Source organism: uncultured Brachyspira sp. (assembly GCF_934747485.1).
Taxonomy (GTDB): domain Bacteria; phylum Spirochaetota; class Brachyspiria; order Brachyspirales; family Brachyspiraceae; genus Brachyspira.
In genome coordinates this window covers 22,624-38,723 of record NZ_CAKVGN010000022.1, presented here as the reverse complement: position 1 = coordinate 38,723, position 16,100 = coordinate 22,624, and the positions used below count along the sequence as shown (strand labels likewise).

The 16,100-nt window shown below is 27.2% G+C and carries 13 protein-coding genes; 5 read left to right on the top strand and 8 right to left on the bottom strand.

Going from position 1 to position 16,100, the window contains the following annotated elements; all coding sequences use genetic code 11:
* Positions 1-165: 165 nt before the first annotated feature.
* Together Q0H31_RS05790 and Q0H31_RS05785 are read right to left on the bottom strand one after the other, a co-directional pair.
* Positions 166-1,296 carry an RsiV family protein gene (locus tag Q0H31_RS05790; protein ID WP_295296283.1) on the bottom strand — a complete coding sequence of 377 codons (1,131 nt, stop codon included), beginning with the start codon at positions 1,294-1,296 and terminating at the stop codon, positions 166-168.
* Between the two features lie 72 nt (positions 1,297-1,368).
* Positions 1,369-3,081: a hypothetical protein gene (locus tag Q0H31_RS05785; protein WP_295296282.1), complete on the bottom strand. Its 1,713-nt coding sequence runs from the start codon at positions 3,079-3,081 to the stop codon at positions 1,369-1,371.
* 437 nt (positions 3,082-3,518) lie between these two features.
* Here Q0H31_RS05785 and argC point away from each other — a divergent pair, with 437 nt between their 5' ends.
* From argC to Q0H31_RS05760, 5 genes are all read left to right on the top strand, one after another.
* Positions 3,519-4,577: an N-acetyl-gamma-glutamyl-phosphate reductase gene (gene argC, locus Q0H31_RS05780; protein ID WP_295296281.1), complete on the top strand. Its 1,059-nt coding sequence runs from the start codon at positions 3,519-3,521 to the stop codon at positions 4,575-4,577.
* 194 nt (positions 4,578-4,771) lie between these two features.
* Complete coding sequence (argJ, locus tag Q0H31_RS05775) at positions 4,772-6,001, top strand: bifunctional glutamate N-acetyltransferase/amino-acid acetyltransferase ArgJ (RefSeq protein ID WP_295296280.1); 1,230 nt, start codon at positions 4,772-4,774, stop codon at positions 5,999-6,001.
* A gap of 31 nt (positions 6,002-6,032) precedes the next feature.
* Entirely contained in the window at positions 6,033-6,899 is an 867-nt protein-coding gene (gene argB / locus Q0H31_RS05770) for an acetylglutamate kinase (RefSeq protein WP_295296279.1), read from the top strand.
* Between the two features lie 31 nt (positions 6,900-6,930).
* On the top strand, positions 6,931-8,166 hold the full coding sequence (locus Q0H31_RS05765; RefSeq protein ID WP_295296278.1) for an aspartate aminotransferase family protein: 1,236 nt from the start codon (positions 6,931-6,933) through the stop codon (positions 8,164-8,166).
* Between the two features lie 432 nt (positions 8,167-8,598).
* Positions 8,599-10,194, top strand: coding sequence for a peptide ABC transporter substrate-binding protein (locus tag Q0H31_RS05760; protein ID WP_295296277.1), 1,596 nt, complete (start codon positions 8,599-8,601; stop codon positions 10,192-10,194).
* Positions 10,195-10,332: 138 nt separating this feature from the next.
* Here the strand turns inward: Q0H31_RS05760 and Q0H31_RS05755 are convergent, their stop codons facing one another.
* The 6 genes from Q0H31_RS05755 to Q0H31_RS05730 form a co-directional block, all read right to left on the bottom strand.
* Entirely contained in the window at positions 10,333-11,133 is an 801-nt protein-coding gene (locus Q0H31_RS05755) for an ABC transporter permease (RefSeq protein WP_295296276.1), read from the bottom strand.
* A gap of 23 nt (positions 11,134-11,156) precedes the next feature.
* The gene (locus Q0H31_RS05750; protein ID WP_295296275.1) at positions 11,157-12,038 is read right to left on the bottom strand and encodes an ABC transporter ATP-binding protein; all 882 of its coding nucleotides are present in this window, start codon (positions 12,036-12,038) and stop codon (positions 11,157-11,159) included.
* 22 nt (positions 12,039-12,060) lie between these two features.
* Complete coding sequence (locus Q0H31_RS05745; protein ID WP_295296274.1) at positions 12,061-12,669, bottom strand: TetR/AcrR family transcriptional regulator; 609 nt, start codon at positions 12,667-12,669, stop codon at positions 12,061-12,063.
* Positions 12,670-12,765: 96 nt separating this feature from the next.
* Positions 12,766-13,731 carry a glycosyltransferase family 2 protein gene (locus Q0H31_RS05740; protein WP_295296273.1) on the bottom strand — a complete coding sequence of 322 codons (966 nt, stop codon included), beginning with the start codon at positions 13,729-13,731 and terminating at the stop codon, positions 12,766-12,768.
* Positions 13,732-13,856: 125 nt separating this feature from the next.
* Positions 13,857-15,248, bottom strand: a complete 1,392-nt coding sequence (locus tag Q0H31_RS05735) for a DUF4132 domain-containing protein (protein ID WP_295296272.1) — start codon at positions 15,246-15,248, stop codon at positions 13,857-13,859.
* Positions 15,249-15,326: 78 nt separating this feature from the next.
* Entirely contained in the window at positions 15,327-16,061 is a 735-nt protein-coding gene (locus Q0H31_RS05730) for a 1-acyl-sn-glycerol-3-phosphate acyltransferase (protein WP_295296284.1), read from the bottom strand.
* Between the last annotated feature and the right edge of the window lie 39 nt (positions 16,062-16,100).

Below are 16,100 nucleotides of genomic sequence, written 5' to 3'. Positions count from 1 at the left end.
AATTATGATACACCTATGCTATACTTTAAGAAATTAAGGAATTCCTAACTGCAATATGTCTGGCTCCTGTGCATTTACTAAATTATTTACATAGTATAAATTATATAAAATAGAATATAAAAAAGAGACGGTTAATCAATAACTGCCTCTTTCTTATTAAAATTATTAAAATATAGTTTTGTATTCGTCTTTTAAATAAGCTTTGATTTCTTCTGTTGGAATTAATACCCTTGTTTCTCCTATTGCATAAGGACCTATTTCATATATTCCCCAAGTAAACACTAAACCTTTTGATGTTAAATAAAAATTGTTATTTTCTAATGTAAGTTCATCTAATCCAAAATAAGAATTAGCATCTCTTCCTTCTATCTTTATTAGTTTATCTTTTACTAAGTTAAGTAAGTCAGCATTATTTAAGTCTGTTATCAAATCTTCTATTTGCAATTTATTTCCTGTTTCTAATGAATACACACTATTAATTGTAGCATAGTTTCCATGTGCTCCGCCTGTATATTCATAAACTAATTGATTGATAGATGCCACTTTTTCACTTAAATAATCTATACCAAATTGTGAAGAATAATTTTCTATATGTGATATATAATCAGACTTTACCCATTCATCATAGATTGAAGTCATTTTATTGCTTATAATACTTTGAGCTGTTAATAATTTTGTTGGGTCATTGAAAGTGCTAACATCAGTGATGCCAAAATCTTTGTTTATATCTAAATTAATTTTATCTATGATTGCAGATTTGCTGTCATTGTTTAGAGCAAATATTGCAGTTTTAAATTGAAATACTCTTGGGTCATCAGCTTTTGGGGAAACATTTGAATAGCTATATTCTATTATTTTAGCACCTGTTACAGGAGTTTTTGCTGATTTTAAAATCATATCTTTGCCGTCTATTTTTGCAGCAAAAGGATATGCTATGCTTGGGAAATTTCCTTCTAATGTTTTATTATCATAAGAAACAGCTGAAATATTTCCTTCATCAAGCTCGCCCGCTTTTGTAACATTGAAGATATCTAAGTTTTGATTAATATCCCTATAATACACAAATCCAAAATTGCTGCTTTCATTTTGTGCTATTTCAGAGTTAATATATTCGCCTGTATCAGAAACTAAATAAACAACATCATAATTATTAGCCTGTTCATTTTCACTAAGTTGTAATGGTGTGATTTCTGCTGTATTATTATCAGTTACTGTTTCTTGTTTGGCATTATTTGAATTACCGCATGAAACAAAAATAAATAAAGTACATAATGCTGTAAAAAAAATTGCTTTCATTTTTTATCCTTAATATAATTTTCTATATAAAAACAAAACATATTTTAAATCGTAAAAATAATTGAAAAGAAATTAATATTTAAACTCCACAGTATAATGCGTAATAGCATTGTCTGGCATAATGTACTTTCTATTATTCATTAAAAGCTCAAGCATATCAGCCCTCGCATCATACTGCATACCTTTAAGTACATCTTTTATATATTTTTGCTGACCCTCAAGCCAATAAGTTCCGTCTCTATATTCTTTTGCTGTTTTTCTTAAATCATTTATTACAATAAAATAATCTTTAATAGTATTATACATATATTCTATTTGACTATAGTCCACAAGCTGCACTGCCTTATTATTAATATTAAGCATTACTTTCTCGCCTCCGCTCTGCCATACCATTAATTTATCTGTATAGTCTATAGGAGTTATAACAGCCCAATCTTCATCTTTATTAGGTTCTTTATATTTAATTAAAAATTGATTAAGCCCCGCTGTTTTTATATGTTCTTCTGTGATAGTAAAATATTCCTGACCGCTGTAATAAGCCTCTCTTATCTCTTCATAAGGAGGTATAGGCACATAATAATATTTTTTATTAATTTTATAAGTTTCATAAGGAGAGTTATCTGATTTATAATATCTGCCGTCATTTAGCTTTATCCAATTAGGCTCTTCAGGCGTTTTTATTCTATTTTGTATATAAGGTAAATCCCCTCCTAATGAATAAGATATTTCATTTGCCTTATCATAAGCTGAAGAATTAGGCTCTGCCTGCCAAGTTACGCCATCTGTAGTTGACCATATAGTATTATCATTTTCAAATTTTTCATATTTATTCACCCATTTATTAATGGAAGGATCATTTTCATAATATCCCCTTTCTCCTTTTGTAACATATATTTTATTTTTATCATAGCGAATATTAAGAAGGCTTCTTTGTCCCCAAGGAGTATTTCTTTTTTCCCAATTAGCCCCAATTGAAGTATCTTTATTTTTATATACTCTATAATATACATCTTTACTTACTGTAAATGGTCCTAAACTTGTATTTCGGCATCCAGTTGGATTTTGCTCATAAAAATCTTCTGATAAACTTATTAAATATATATAATCTTTAAACTCTACAGTTTGAAAACTAACTCCAAATCTTCCTTGAAAGCTCGCATTAGGGTCTGTACTTACTGAAGGAAAAGTTTTATAAACATTATCACGATCCCCCTCTATTGTCCAATTTATTAAATCTGATGATGTTTTTATCTCATTATTAAAAGTTATGCTTGTGCGAAATGTATGAGTTCTTTCTTTACCTTTACAATTTTTAGTAGTAAAAGAACTTGAAGAATACCAATACTTTCCATAATCATAATATTCATACAAAACTCTGTTTTCTTCTATTACATTCATTCTTAATAAATCATAATAGCCTTTACTGTTTTTATCATAAACTATTATATTTCCATTATCATCTATTTGAAGTATTATATCTTCTGCTTTTTTATTTAATGTTTTGCTTTTAGGGTCATAATCATACATATAGTCAGCTAATATATACCATTTGCCTTGATATCTAAACTTCCTTCTAAAGCCTCCAAATACTTCGCCGTCTTTGGCAGGCACTGGGTTTACATCAATATGTCCGGGTATTGTGTCTTCCGGCAATCTAAAATCTGTTTCAGGCGGTATATAAGTAGGACCTAATATATTAAACTTTTCACAAGATACAATTAACACTATTACAATAATTAATAAAGTAAGTATCAAACATAATCTTTTATTAAATTTCTTTTTCATAATATAAGACAAACCGTAAATATATTTTTGATAATTTTTTTAATAGCAAAGCATCATTATTCAAACCATATTAAATTATCAGCAACAAATCACACATATTCTACAATACAAATATGATTTTTCAAGCTGTATTAATAAGTTTTTATTAAAATATCTTAAATATTTTTTATTACAAAATATTCATCAAAACAATTTATATTTTCATTATAAAATTATTATAAATGCTTGACTTTTATACTATTCATAGTATAATTCAATGCAAATATTAAACAGTTTTAGGAAAAATAAAAATGTATAATATAATCTCTTACATCAAAAATAATTTCTCAAGGCGTTAAGCCTCTAAAATTCTTTTATATAAAATAATTTCACAAAAAATTTATTAAAAAAACAAAAAACATATTATTTCTAAATATTATATATAGGAGTATTGTATTATGATAAAAGTATCCGTTATAGGTGCAACAGGATATGCAGGTGCAGAATTAATTAGACTGCTATTATCTCATAGTAAAGTAGAATTAAAAAATATTTCTTCAAAAAGTTTTGTTGGAAAAAACATCAATGAAGTATATCCTAACTTAAACAAAAACTTAGATAAATTATTATTAGATGAAAATGAAATATTTGAAGATACTGATGTGGTATTTGCATCACTCCCCGCAGGTTTAAGCGATGACATTGCAAATAAATGCTTTGAAAAAAATATTTTATTTATAGATTTGGGTGCTGATTTTAGATTGAACGATGAAGAAGATTATAAAAATTGGTACGGCAAAGAATATAAATATAAAAACCTCCACAAAGAGGCAATTTATTCAATACCTGAAATAATTAAATATGATAGTGTTTATAATAAAAAAGAATTAAAGAATGCAAAAATTATAGGAAACCCAGGATGCTACCCTACTTCTATAGGTTTAGCATTAGCACCATCTTTAGTAAACAAATTAATACAAAAAGATGATATTATAATCGACTCAAAATCTGGAGCTACTGGTGCAGGACGTGAATTAAAATTAAATACTCATTATACAGAATGTAATGAAGCATTTGCTCCATACAAAATTGCCGAACATAGACATACACCAGAAATAGAGCAAACATTATCAAATATATACGGTGAAAATATAAAAGTTACTTTTGTTCCTCATTTGCTTCCATTAAACAGAGGAATAGTTTCAACAATATATGCAAAATTAGAAAATAAAAATATTAAATTAGAAGATATACATAACATTTACAAAAAGTTTTATAAAGATTCAGCATTTGTAAGAGTATTAAATATTGGAGAGATAGCAAATTTAAAATATGTTAAATACTCAAACTACTGTGATATATCTTTGCATATGGACGAGAGAACAAACAAATTAATAATAGTATCAACAATAGACAATATGGTAAAAGGAGCTGCAGGACAGGCAATACAAAACATGAATATAGCTTTAGGCTTAAAAGAAGATGAAGGTTTGAATATAATACCTCCAGCTTTTTAATTAAATATATAAAAATAATATATAGTAAATTATTTAATATGGATACAAACAAAGGTTTCTTTATTAAATGCAGTCTTTTTGGTTCTTTGTGCCAACAAAAGAACTGGGGGTATGGGGGCTAGCCCCCATAAATAATTAAAATAAAAAATATAATTTTGTATACAATTTTTATTAAACAACAATAGGAGAATAAAATGATAGATATCAAACAAATTGAAGGCGGTGTATGTGCTTCTGAAGGTTTCTTAGCAAATGGAATACATGCTGGAATAAAGAAAAATAAAGAAAAAAAAGATTTAGCAATAATTTATAGTAAAAGTCAATGTTCTGCTGCTGCGGTATACACTCAAAATAAAGCATGCGGAGCAAACATCACAGTAAGCAAAGAGCATTTAAATGATGGAAAGGCAAAAGCTATTATATGCAATTCTGGAAACGCTAATACTTGCAATAAAAACGGCGTGGAGATAGCAAAAGAGATGTGCAAACTTACTGCAGATGTACTCGGTATTGATGAAAAAGAAGTTGCTGTGGCATCTACCGGTGTTATAGGAGTGCCTCTTCCAATTGAGCCTATACAAAAAAATATAAAAGACCTTATAGACAATGCCAATCACTCTAAAGAACATGCCAAAAATGCTGCAGCTGCAATAATGACAACTGACACATTTATGAAAGAGATAGCTTATGAGTTTGAAATTGATGGTAAAAAAGTGCATATTGGAGGTACAGCAAAAGGAAGCGGAATGATTCACCCTAATATGGCTACAATGCTCGCATTTATCACAACAGACTGCAATATATCAAGTGAAATGCTTCAGAAGGCTTTAAGCGAAGATACAAAATCTACATATAACATGGTTAGCGTTGATGGAGATACTTCTACAAATGATATGTGCGTTGTACTTGCAAATGGAGAGGCTAAAAACGCTTTGATAGATAAAGAAGATGATAATTATAAAATATTTTGCAAGGCATTAAATATGACAAATACTTATTTATCTAAAGCAATAGCTAAAGACGGAGAAGGGGCTACAAAGTTAATAGAATGCGAAGTAATAAATGCCAGCGATATAAAATTGGCAAGAAAGATTGCAAAATCTGTAATAACATCAAATTTAGTTAAGGCTGCTATGTTTGGCTGCGATATGAACTGGGGGCGTATTTCTTGTGCTATAGGTTATACTGATGCGGATTTTGATATAAATAAAGTTTCTATAAATGTTGGTTCAAAATATGGTGAGATGAATGTTTATAAAGATGGATATGGAGTAGAGTTTGATGAAGATGAGGCTTTAAAAATATTAAAAGAAGATGAGATAAAAGTTACAATAAATATGAATTGTGGAGATAGCAAGGCTGTGGCTTGGGGCTGTGATTTAACTTATGACTATGTAAAAATTAACGGTTCATACAGAAGCTAAAATTTTATATAGCAATATAAAGGAAATAAAAATGGATAATATTTCAAATAGAGATAAGGCACTAATACTTAATCAAGCACTTCCATATATACAAAAATATACAGGAAAAACAGTTGTTATAAAATACGGCGGAAGTGCTATGGAAAACCCTGAATTAAAAAAGAAAGTAATGAGCGATGTTGCTTTGCTTTCTACTGTGGGAATAAATGTTATAGTGGTTCATGGAGGCGGAAAAGACATTACTGCTATGCTTAACAAAGTAGGAAAAGAATCAAAGTTTATAAATGGATTAAGATACACAGACAGCGAAACTGCTGAAATAGTAAAAATGGTTCTTGCTGGAAAAGTTAATAAAGAGTTAGTGGCTTCTCTTGAAAGCTGCGGCGGTAAATGTTTAGGTATATGCGGCATTGACGGAAACATGTTTAAAGTAAGTAAATATATAGGAGATACTGACTTAGGATTTGTGGGCAATGTTGATGAGGTTAATACTCATTTGCTTAATACTATAATAACAAACGAATACATTCCAATAGTTGCTACTGTTGGATGCGATAATGAAGGAAGTGTTTATAATATTAATGCTGATACTGCTGCTGCAAAAATAGCTGAAAGCTTAAAGGCTGAAACATTAATATATATGACAGACACACCAGGGCTTCTAAAAGATAAAGATGATGAAAGCACTTTGATAAGCCAAATAAATATTAAAGATATAGATAATCTAATAAATAACGGCACTATATCTGGAGGAATGCTCCCTAAAGTTAAGCATTGTATAGATGCTGTAAAAAATGGAGTTTCAAAAGTATTTATAATAGACGGAAGATTATGCCATTCATTATTAATAGAGATGTTTACTGATGAAGGTATAGGAACAATGTTTTATAAAGACTAATAAATATAAACTAAATAATGAGGATAAAAATATGGCATCTAAAAAAACAAATAATAATAATCAAAACAATGAAAAATCAAAATTAAAAAAAGAATATATTAATAACAGTAAAAAATATGTTGCTAACACTTATGCAAGATTCGATTTAGTTTTAGAATCTGGAAAAGAGACAAAATTAAAAGATGTAGAAGGAAGAGAGTATATTGATTTAGGAAGCGGTATTGGTGTTAATAGCATAGGTTATGGAAATAAAAACTGGATTAATGCTGTAATAAATCAGGCTCAAACACTTCAGCACACTTCAAATCTTTTCTACACAAAACCTTATATTGATTTGTCAAAAAAGCTATGCACTATTACAAAACATGATAAAGCATTCTTCTGCAATTCTGGTGCTGAAGCAAATGAAGCTGCAATTAAATGTGCAAGAAAATACTCTTTTAATAAATATGCCAATAATGATAAAAATTATAAAAGAAATAAAATAGTAACATTAAAAAACTCTTTTCATGGAAGAACTATCTGTACAATTTCAGCTACAGGTCAGGACGTTTTCCATAATTTCTTTTTTCCATTTTTGGAAGGCTTTTCATTTGCAGAAGCAAACAACTATGAAGACACTATAGAAAAATTAAAAGACAATGCATGTGCTGTAATGATGGAGCTTATACAGGGTGAAGGCGGAGTTATACCGCTTGATAAAGAATATGTACAGAAAGTGCAAAAATACTGCGAAGAAAATGATATACTTTTTATAGTTGATGAAGTGCAAACTGGTGTAGGAAGAACAGGAAAGTTTTTATGTTCTGAACATTTCGGCATTAAACCAGACATCACTACATTAGCAAAAGGTTTAGGAGGCGGTCTTCCTATAGGGGCAATGCTTATGAGTAAAAAATGCTCCTGTGTATTTGTTCCGGGAGATCATGCTTCTACATTCGGTGCTAATCCTGTTGTTGCTGCGGGAGCTTTAGAAGTGTTAAACATCATAGACAAGAACTTATTAAAAGAAGTTGAAAAGAAATCTAAATATATAAAAAGTAAATTAACAAAACTTGATAATGTTGTGAGTGTTGACGGAATAGGTTTAATGCTTGGAATAGGTTTAAAAGAAGGATTAAATGCAAGGGAAATAGTAGAAAAATGCATATCAAAAGGAGTTATTCCTCTAACAGCAAAAAATAAAATAAGACTTCTTCCTCCTCTCACAATAACAGATAAAGAATTAGAAAAGGCTGTTTCAATACTTTGTGAGTGTATAGGATAAATTGTAATAATATAATACATTTATAAAAACAAACTATTTTATAAATGTATTATATTTTTTACTTCACACCTAAAAATTTACACTAAAACACTTTATTTAGTTTAAATTATTATAAATTAACAAATATTTATTAAAAGTTTTTTAATATTTTATAACTCATAGATTTGCAATAAATTCCCATACTTTAAAAACTTCAAGTTATTTGTTAAATAAATAATAAGTTTCATATCATTAAAAAAATATTTCTCTTATATCAATGCCATTATATAAAAATAAATTAACTATAAACTTTTAATATATTATAGAATTAGCTTAAATATCTATTAATTAACCAATAAAGGCATATTTAAGCATTATACTAGTATAAAAAATTGAAATTATTAATTTATTTTACTATAATAAATATATAAAAATATAATTTGAGGTACAAAAATGATAAAAAAGATTTTTTTACTAACTTTGTTTATTATTTTTATAGCTATTGGGTGTCAGAAAGCTTCTTCCAATGCTATAAAAATAAGAATAGGACCCGAGCCGCAAACGATAGATCCTACATTAAACACTTCTATAGACGGAGCTACATACATAGTTCATACATTTGAAGGTCTCACAACTAAAGATAAAGATAATAAAATTGTAGCAGGAGTTGCTGAAAGCTGGGATATAAGTGAAGATGGTTTAACTTATACTTTTTATATAAGAGATAATGCTAAATGGTCTGACGGACAAAAAGTGAAGGCTGAAGATTTTGTATATTCTTGGCAAAGAGCAGTTGATCCTATAGTTGCAAGCGGATATAGTTATCAGTTAGAGCCTATATTGAATGCTAAAGAGATAACTGAAGGAAAAATGGATAAATCTAATTTGGGAGTAAAAGCTTTAGATGAAAGAACATTAGAAGTAAAATTAAAATCTCCTACTGCATATTTCTTGGAATTAACAGCTTTTCCTACTTTATTTCCTATAAGAAAAGATATAGTAGAAGCTAATCCTGATGGATGGACTAGAGATGCTTCAACATATATAGGAAATGGTCCTTTTATAATGAAAGAGAGAAGAATTGATGACAGATTAATTTTAGAGAAAAATACAAACTATTGGAACGCTTCAACAATAGTTCCTAATGAATTAGAATTTATACTTATGGATAATCCTACAGTAGCCATAGCAAGTATAAAAGACGGAAGCTTAGATTACGGCGGTTCACCTCCTGTTCAGGAAATAGAAGCACTTAGAAATGAGGGCTTTATACAAACTAATGTAAGCTTAGGTATATATTTTTATATGATTAACTGCACTAATGAAGTTCTTAAAGACCCTAAAGTAAGACAGGCTTTAACTTTAGCTATTGACAGAAATTATATTGTACAAAATGTTACCAGAGCAGGACAGATACCAGCTGCAGCTTTTGTTCCTTATGGAGTATCTGATGTTGAAGGCGACTTTAGAGAAAACGGCGGAAACTATTATGAAGTAAGTGAGGATAAACATCAGGAAAATATAGAAAAAGCAAAAGCATTATTGGCAGAAGCAGGCTATCCTAATGGTGAAGGTTTTCCTGTAATAGAGTTTAAATCCAATCAGGGCGGAGGAAATTTAGAGATATTTGAGCCTATACAGCAAATGTGGAAAGAGGTATTAAATATAGATGTTACTTTCTCTGCCGAGGAATGGGCAGTATTTCAACAGACAAGAGTTGATAAAAACTTTGAAATAGCTATGCATAGCTGGTTTGCAGATTATAATGACCCTCTTACTTTCTTAGCTATGTTCTTAAGCTACAGCGACCAAAACCATTCAAGCTACAATAATCCTGAATATGATAGGCTTATAAATATTGCTATGAATAGCGGAGATAATGCTGTAAGAATGAAAGCTTTTCATGATGCTGAAAAAATACTTATAAATGATATGCCTATAATACCTTTATATTTCCATACAACATCAGCTTTAATGCGTCCTAATTTGAAAGGTGTTGTATTTGATAAATTGGGTATGAACAGATTTTTCTATGTATATAGAGAATAAAATTAAATAATGTTTTTTATAAAAGGGTATTAATTATTAATAATTGATACCCTTTTTTATTTTTATTAAATAACTTTTATCAAAAACATATAAACTTAAATATAATATTTTAATATAAACTTCTTAAAATAATATTTTTTAAACAGAAATATCTCTTTTATTAAATATAATAACAGCCAATATATTTGTTGCTATTCCAACAGCAAATAAACATACAGCACCAATTAAAAATATATTAAAATCTGTGCTGTATTTAGAAGGACTAAATAATGTTATAATACTTAAATATTTAAAAAACTCTGCCTTCTCTCCTACTCTCGACATCATTTGAAAAAGCATAAAGAGTATACAAATCCCAGCACCCGCCCAAAGAGAAATTGTTGTAGAAGAAAAACTAACAGAGCTTAAAAAACATATTCCCAAAAAAGCAAACCATAAACCAAAAAGACCTACATTAATAATTATAAGTTTTACTATATCAAGCTCTCCTTTAAACATAATCTCGCTTGTAATTATAAGGAGCATAGTAATATATAAGTTTAATATAAATATTTCTAAAATTGCACTTAATATTTGTGTAGATATTATTTTTATTCTTGAATTTGGTGTTGCAAATAAATATGCAATGCTCCCTTTATCTATATATCTTATAACAAGCCTATTAACCAACAAAACAATAAAAACTAATGGAAAAATAATAAGCAAAAAAGAATATAAATAATCAATTAAAAAGTCAGTTAAATTACTTGAAAAATTATTCATTCCAAATAAAGCAAACATCTGAGGCATACTCTCAACCATAGAGTTTAAACTATCAACAAGTTTAGGGTCAAACATAGAAACTATAATTGCTCCATACATAGTTAATACCAAAGCAAATATTAATAATATTTTAAAATTTGATTTGAATTCTTTTTTTAATAAAACTAAATTAAACATACAAACTCCTATTATTATAAAAATCAATTACTGTAAAAATGCAAAAATAACTCTTCTAAAGTTTGACTTGATGAATTAATATCTAATATATTATAGTTGCTAAGTTCTTTTATAAAATTATTAACTTCATTACTAACAATCGAAACTTTTACAATATTATTATCTATCTCTGATTTAAAACCAATTTTATTTTTAAAATTTAATGCTTCTTCATTTGTTTTAAAAACCACTTCAAAATTTTTATTCTTTTTAGATTTTAATTCTTCCATATTCTCTATTGCTATAAGTTTACCTTCTTTTAATATAGCAGTTCTGTCGCATGTTTTCTCTATCTCTTCAAATATATGAGATGACATAAAAATAGTAGTGCCTTTTTTCTTCTCTTCTAAAATCAACTCAATAAACTTTTTTTGCATCAAAGGGTCAAGTCCGCTTGTAGGCTCATCTAATATAACAACTTCAGGCTCATTCATAAAAGCACATACTATAGCTATTTTTTGTTTTGTTCCTTTTGACATACTCTTTATTTTTCTACCCGCATCAAGTTCAAATAAATCAGTAAGCTCTTTAATTCTATTTTTATTTTTTATAGATTTCATTTCAGCAATAAATTTTATAAAATCACTTCCTTTCATCTCGTCCATAAAAGCAATTTCTCCGGGCAAATATCCAAGTTTTGATTGTATGTTCTCTCTATTAGCAAAACACTCCATATCTAATATTTCAGCACTGCCTTTATCAGACTTTATAAACCCCATTAACTGCCTTATAGTTGTTGTCTTGCCTGCTCCATTAGGCCCAAGCATTCCAAATATTTCGCCTTTATTTACTTCAAAAGATAAATCAAATACTCCCCTCCCGCTTCCATAATCTTTGCTAATATTTTCTACTTTTATTACAGACATAAATTAATACCTCCTTTATGCCTTATAAATATTTTTTCTTGTATGAAATCTGCTTAAACATATTCATCCATTTAGAATACTGCTTTATCATATCTTCTTTATCTATTTTTTTAGTCATTTTCTTTCTGCTTTGCAAATAACCTTCAGATGTGTATGTTATCATTTGTATAATATCTTGCATATTCACATCATCTTTAAACTTGCTTACATCAATATTTTTAAAATAATTGTTTATATCTATCTGTTTTTTATCTCTATACATATTTACAATTTCTTTCGCATCTTCACTCTCATCAAAATATCCCTGTATTAGAAAATCAAATATAGATTTATACCTCTCCATCATTTCTAATTTTTTATAAAAAGAATATTCCATAAGTTCAAAAAAATCTGTTATCTTATAAAAATCAGAATCGGCAATTATCTTTTCTATATATTCATATACATAATTATAAACATATTCATATAATCTTTTCTTAGTCTTAAAATGATATAATAATAAAGATTTTGATATATTGGCATTACCCGCAATATTTTCTAAGATTGCATGTTTATATTCATGTTTTGCAAACTCTTCGATTGAGGCGTTTATTATAGCTTCTTTTTTTTCTTCTGGTATATTAGTATTCATTATATTTTTGCATATTCTATATTACTGACTAACTTAGTCAGTTAGTTAAACTATAACACAAAACTTATATTTGTCAAGAAAAATCAAATAATAAATTTATACTTGATAAGCATAATCTTTATAAACTAATGTATAATAATCAGATATGAAATCTTTTAAATATTCTCTTTCATTAATAAAATAACTCTCATCTAAATCTAACATTTTTAACTCTTCTATAAATGTATTTAAAGCTAGATTTTTATCTGCAAATTTTTCTATGGCTCTATTTGAAAGCTCAAAGAAATTTTTAATAAGATAAGGAATATAATTATAATCTTCTTTATAATAATCTATACAATTTCTTAACAATACAAACAATGTTTTAAAATAATTAATATCAGTATTTTTTTTAGTAGATATAGTGTGAATATGCTGTCTGTAATAATATATCGGCTTATGATTAAAAGATATTTTTGGGTTATGAATAAGAGATTTAAAAAACTGCTCTGTATCTTGATAGCAAAGTATAGAAGAATAGTAAATATTATTATTTATTAAAAACTCTCTTCTCCATAGTTTTGACCAAGTCGACTCTTCAATAGTTTCTTTATCTGTAGGAGATAAGTTTTTAATATTAGCACTTGATATTCCTTCTAAATTATCATCACTTAAAAAACTTACTCTATTTAAATGAGATACATATTCTTTTGAATCTATAACATCATATATATTTAAACTGCTAACATAATCAGAATCATATTTTTTAGCTGTATTATATAATTCTTGCAAAAAATTATTAGAGATATAATCATCAGAATCCATAAAAAAAACATAATCGCCTTTAGCAATATTTAATCCAATATTTCTAGATATGCCTGCACCATGTTTTATTTTATTATCTACTAATATTATTCTTTTATCTTTTAAAGCATACTCTTTTATAATTTCTTTGCTATTATCACTGCTGCAGTCATTGACACATATTATCTCTATTTTATTAATAGTCTGATTAATTAAGCTATCCAAACAATGAGATAAATATTTATCAGTGTTATATACTGGTATTATAACGCTTACCATATTATGTTACCTTTCTTTATATCATATAATATGCAATATTTTTTGTCAATTAAGATATCGACATTTAAAACAATATTTAGATAAAAATAAATCGTTTTTTTGATTTTAAATCACATTATTTGCAGTTATTTCAAATAAGAAGATAATATTAAATAAAATCCATATTTAAATCTTTCATCTGCATATTCATTGAATTTTATCTCTATTTCCGTTTCATCATTATTGTTAGATGCATAATAAACATTTGATAATTTTAGGTAAATAGAAGCATCATTATAATCATCATAAAAAACATACCCCTTAGTAACAACACCATTAACATCATCTCTAATCATAGAAAATTTATCAGCAATATTTTTAATAGTGCCTACAGTAAGAACATTAGGCATTTTTTTTATTAAAGAAGTTTTTGTTTTTGCAGAAAGCTGCTCAAAAGGCTGTTCTATTTCATAATCTAAAATTTGTTTTTGCCATTTTTCTATAATAGATTTTTTTACTTCTATTGGACTTAATAAACCTATAATAGCATCATCTTTAATAAAAATCTCTTCATCATTTATATCATTAAATGTGCCGTCTTCCATATATCTAAAACTATTTAATAAAGTATTTTTTTTATCATATATAGCCCAAACTAAATTAACAGCAAACATCTTTATAAATGGATTATATAAAAATAAATCTTTCCAATTATTAAACTGCCATTTCCTTCCATTCATAAAAACATAAATCAACCTTTCTGTTTGTATTTTTAAGATTTTTTTTGATTCAGTTTTTAATGTAGTTAGTTCAGTTTTTATATCAATAGGAAAATCTTTTGGAAAAGTTTTTAGTTCTTTATTGTTATTTTCATCAAAAATATTAATAGAAAAATTATCTTTCAAAGTTATTCTAAATATTCTATCATCTGTTTTAACAATGCGAATACCCTCTCTATCAAATCCAAAATTAGGCATAATAATATCAGCAAACTCTTCTTCTGTCATATTCATTTTATGAGAAATGGTATAAAACATATCTCGGCATTTATTTCTCACACTAACTTGCTTAAACTTTTTTGAAGCTTCATAAATCAAATAAAAAGCAATATTCTTTGAAGATAAAAATATAGCTTCCATTATAAAAGAAGCATATTTAAATCTTCTGCTTGCAATATTTTTTGCCTTTTTGTAAAGCTTATTAATCTGACCATTAGAAGCAAATATGCAATATGGATATAGAACATTTTTAGTTTTATTATCTTCAGAAAAATTAATATATATATTTTCTAATGCCCCTCTAAAACTCTCTTCATCTAAAGAATATCCAATCTCATCAACAACATCTACCCTATAAGGTTCTTTTAATTCTAAATAAGCCCCCATAATAAACCTTATAACCTTAACACAAACAACAGTATTCTTATCTTTAGCAAGAACATTAGAAATAATTTTGTTATCTATAAATGAAGTTGTTTTATCATATTTTGATTTGTAATTTTTATCTACTATCTCATTAATTTCTTTTAAGCTCAACATACCAATACCTATATTTTTAAGGTACTATATTATAGCTATAATGTCAAGAATTTAAGCATTATAAATAGAAATTAGATATTATTTATTTCTTAATTCATCATAATTTTTTGTCATTATGTTATGCCAATAATCTAATTTAGCATTATCATCACCTTCTATATCTTTAAAATAGAAAGGTTTTAAAAATCTTATCTTTACTCTCTTAAATGGTCTTAACACAAAACTTTTAGCTTTCATAATATCTTTAGTACCATATATAACAACAGGAAGTACAGCTATATCTTCACATCTTTCAGCAATTTTTAATATTCCTCTTTTTGGTTTTTTAATCTCACCGTCTTTGCTTCTGGTACCTTCTGGATATATGATAATACTAGTTTTTGATTTAAGCCTATCTTCCATATCATCTATAGATTTAGCAGCCCCTATAGTTCCCCTCTTCACGAATATATAATTAGCCAAACTCATACCAAACCCAACCATAGGTACTTTTCCATATGTATCTTTAGAAACAAAGGCAAACATACCTTTAAATATTGCAAAACAGCAAAATATGTCAAAAGCACTTTGATGATTTGGAGTTATTAAATAGGTTTGTTTATAATCATAATTCTCTCTGCCTTCAATATCAAAAGAAATAAAAGCACTTTTCATTAAGAAAGTTCCCCACAATTTTGCTATATTATGAGTAATCTTTATTGAAAGAGTTTTACTAAAAGGTCTCACTAAAATAAATAAAATCAAAGCTACTATAAATAAAATAATAGTAAAAAGTACATTTAATAAAATATAAAATATGCTAAATATAATCATAGAAAAGAGTTTAATATAAAAATAAAAATTATCAATAGT

Excerpts from the sequence above, each read along its gene's own strand:
- Q0H31_RS05785 (WP_295296282.1), bottom strand. The coding sequence starts at position 3,081 with ATGAAAAAGAAATTTAATAAAAGATTATGTTTGATACTTACTTTATTA.
- Q0H31_RS05765 (WP_295296278.1), top strand. The coding sequence starts at position 6,931 with ATGGCATCTAAAAAAACAAATAATAATAATCAAAACAATGAAAAATCA.
- argB (WP_295296279.1), top strand. The coding sequence starts at position 6,033 with ATGGATAATATTTCAAATAGAGATAAGGCACTAATACTTAATCAAGCA.
- argJ (WP_295296280.1), top strand. The coding sequence starts at position 4,772 with ATGATAGATATCAAACAAATTGAAGGCGGTGTATGTGCTTCTGAAGGT.
- Q0H31_RS05740 (WP_295296273.1), bottom strand. The coding sequence starts at position 13,731 with ATGGTAAGCGTTATAATACCAGTATATAACACTGATAAATATTTATCT.
- Q0H31_RS05755 (WP_295296276.1), bottom strand. The coding sequence starts at position 11,133 with ATGTTTAATTTAGTTTTATTAAAAAAAGAATTCAAATCAAATTTTAAA.
- Q0H31_RS05735 (WP_295296272.1), bottom strand. The coding sequence starts at position 15,248 with ATGTTGAGCTTAAAAGAAATTAATGAGATAGTAGATAAAAATTACAAA.
- Q0H31_RS05790 (WP_295296283.1), bottom strand. The coding sequence starts at position 1,296 with ATGAAAGCAATTTTTTTTACAGCATTATGTACTTTATTTATTTTTGTT.
- Q0H31_RS05750 (WP_295296275.1), bottom strand. The coding sequence starts at position 12,038 with ATGTCTGTAATAAAAGTAGAAAATATTAGCAAAGATTATGGAAGCGGG.
- Q0H31_RS05730 (WP_295296284.1), bottom strand. The coding sequence starts at position 16,061 with ATGATTATATTTAGCATATTTTATATTTTATTAAATGTACTTTTTACT.
- argC (WP_295296281.1), top strand. The coding sequence starts at position 3,519 with ATGATAAAAGTATCCGTTATAGGTGCAACAGGATATGCAGGTGCAGAA.
- Q0H31_RS05745 (WP_295296274.1), bottom strand. The coding sequence starts at position 12,669 with ATGAATACTAATATACCAGAAGAAAAAAAAGAAGCTATAATAAACGCC.
- Q0H31_RS05760 (WP_295296277.1), top strand. The coding sequence starts at position 8,599 with ATGATAAAAAAGATTTTTTTACTAACTTTGTTTATTATTTTTATAGCT.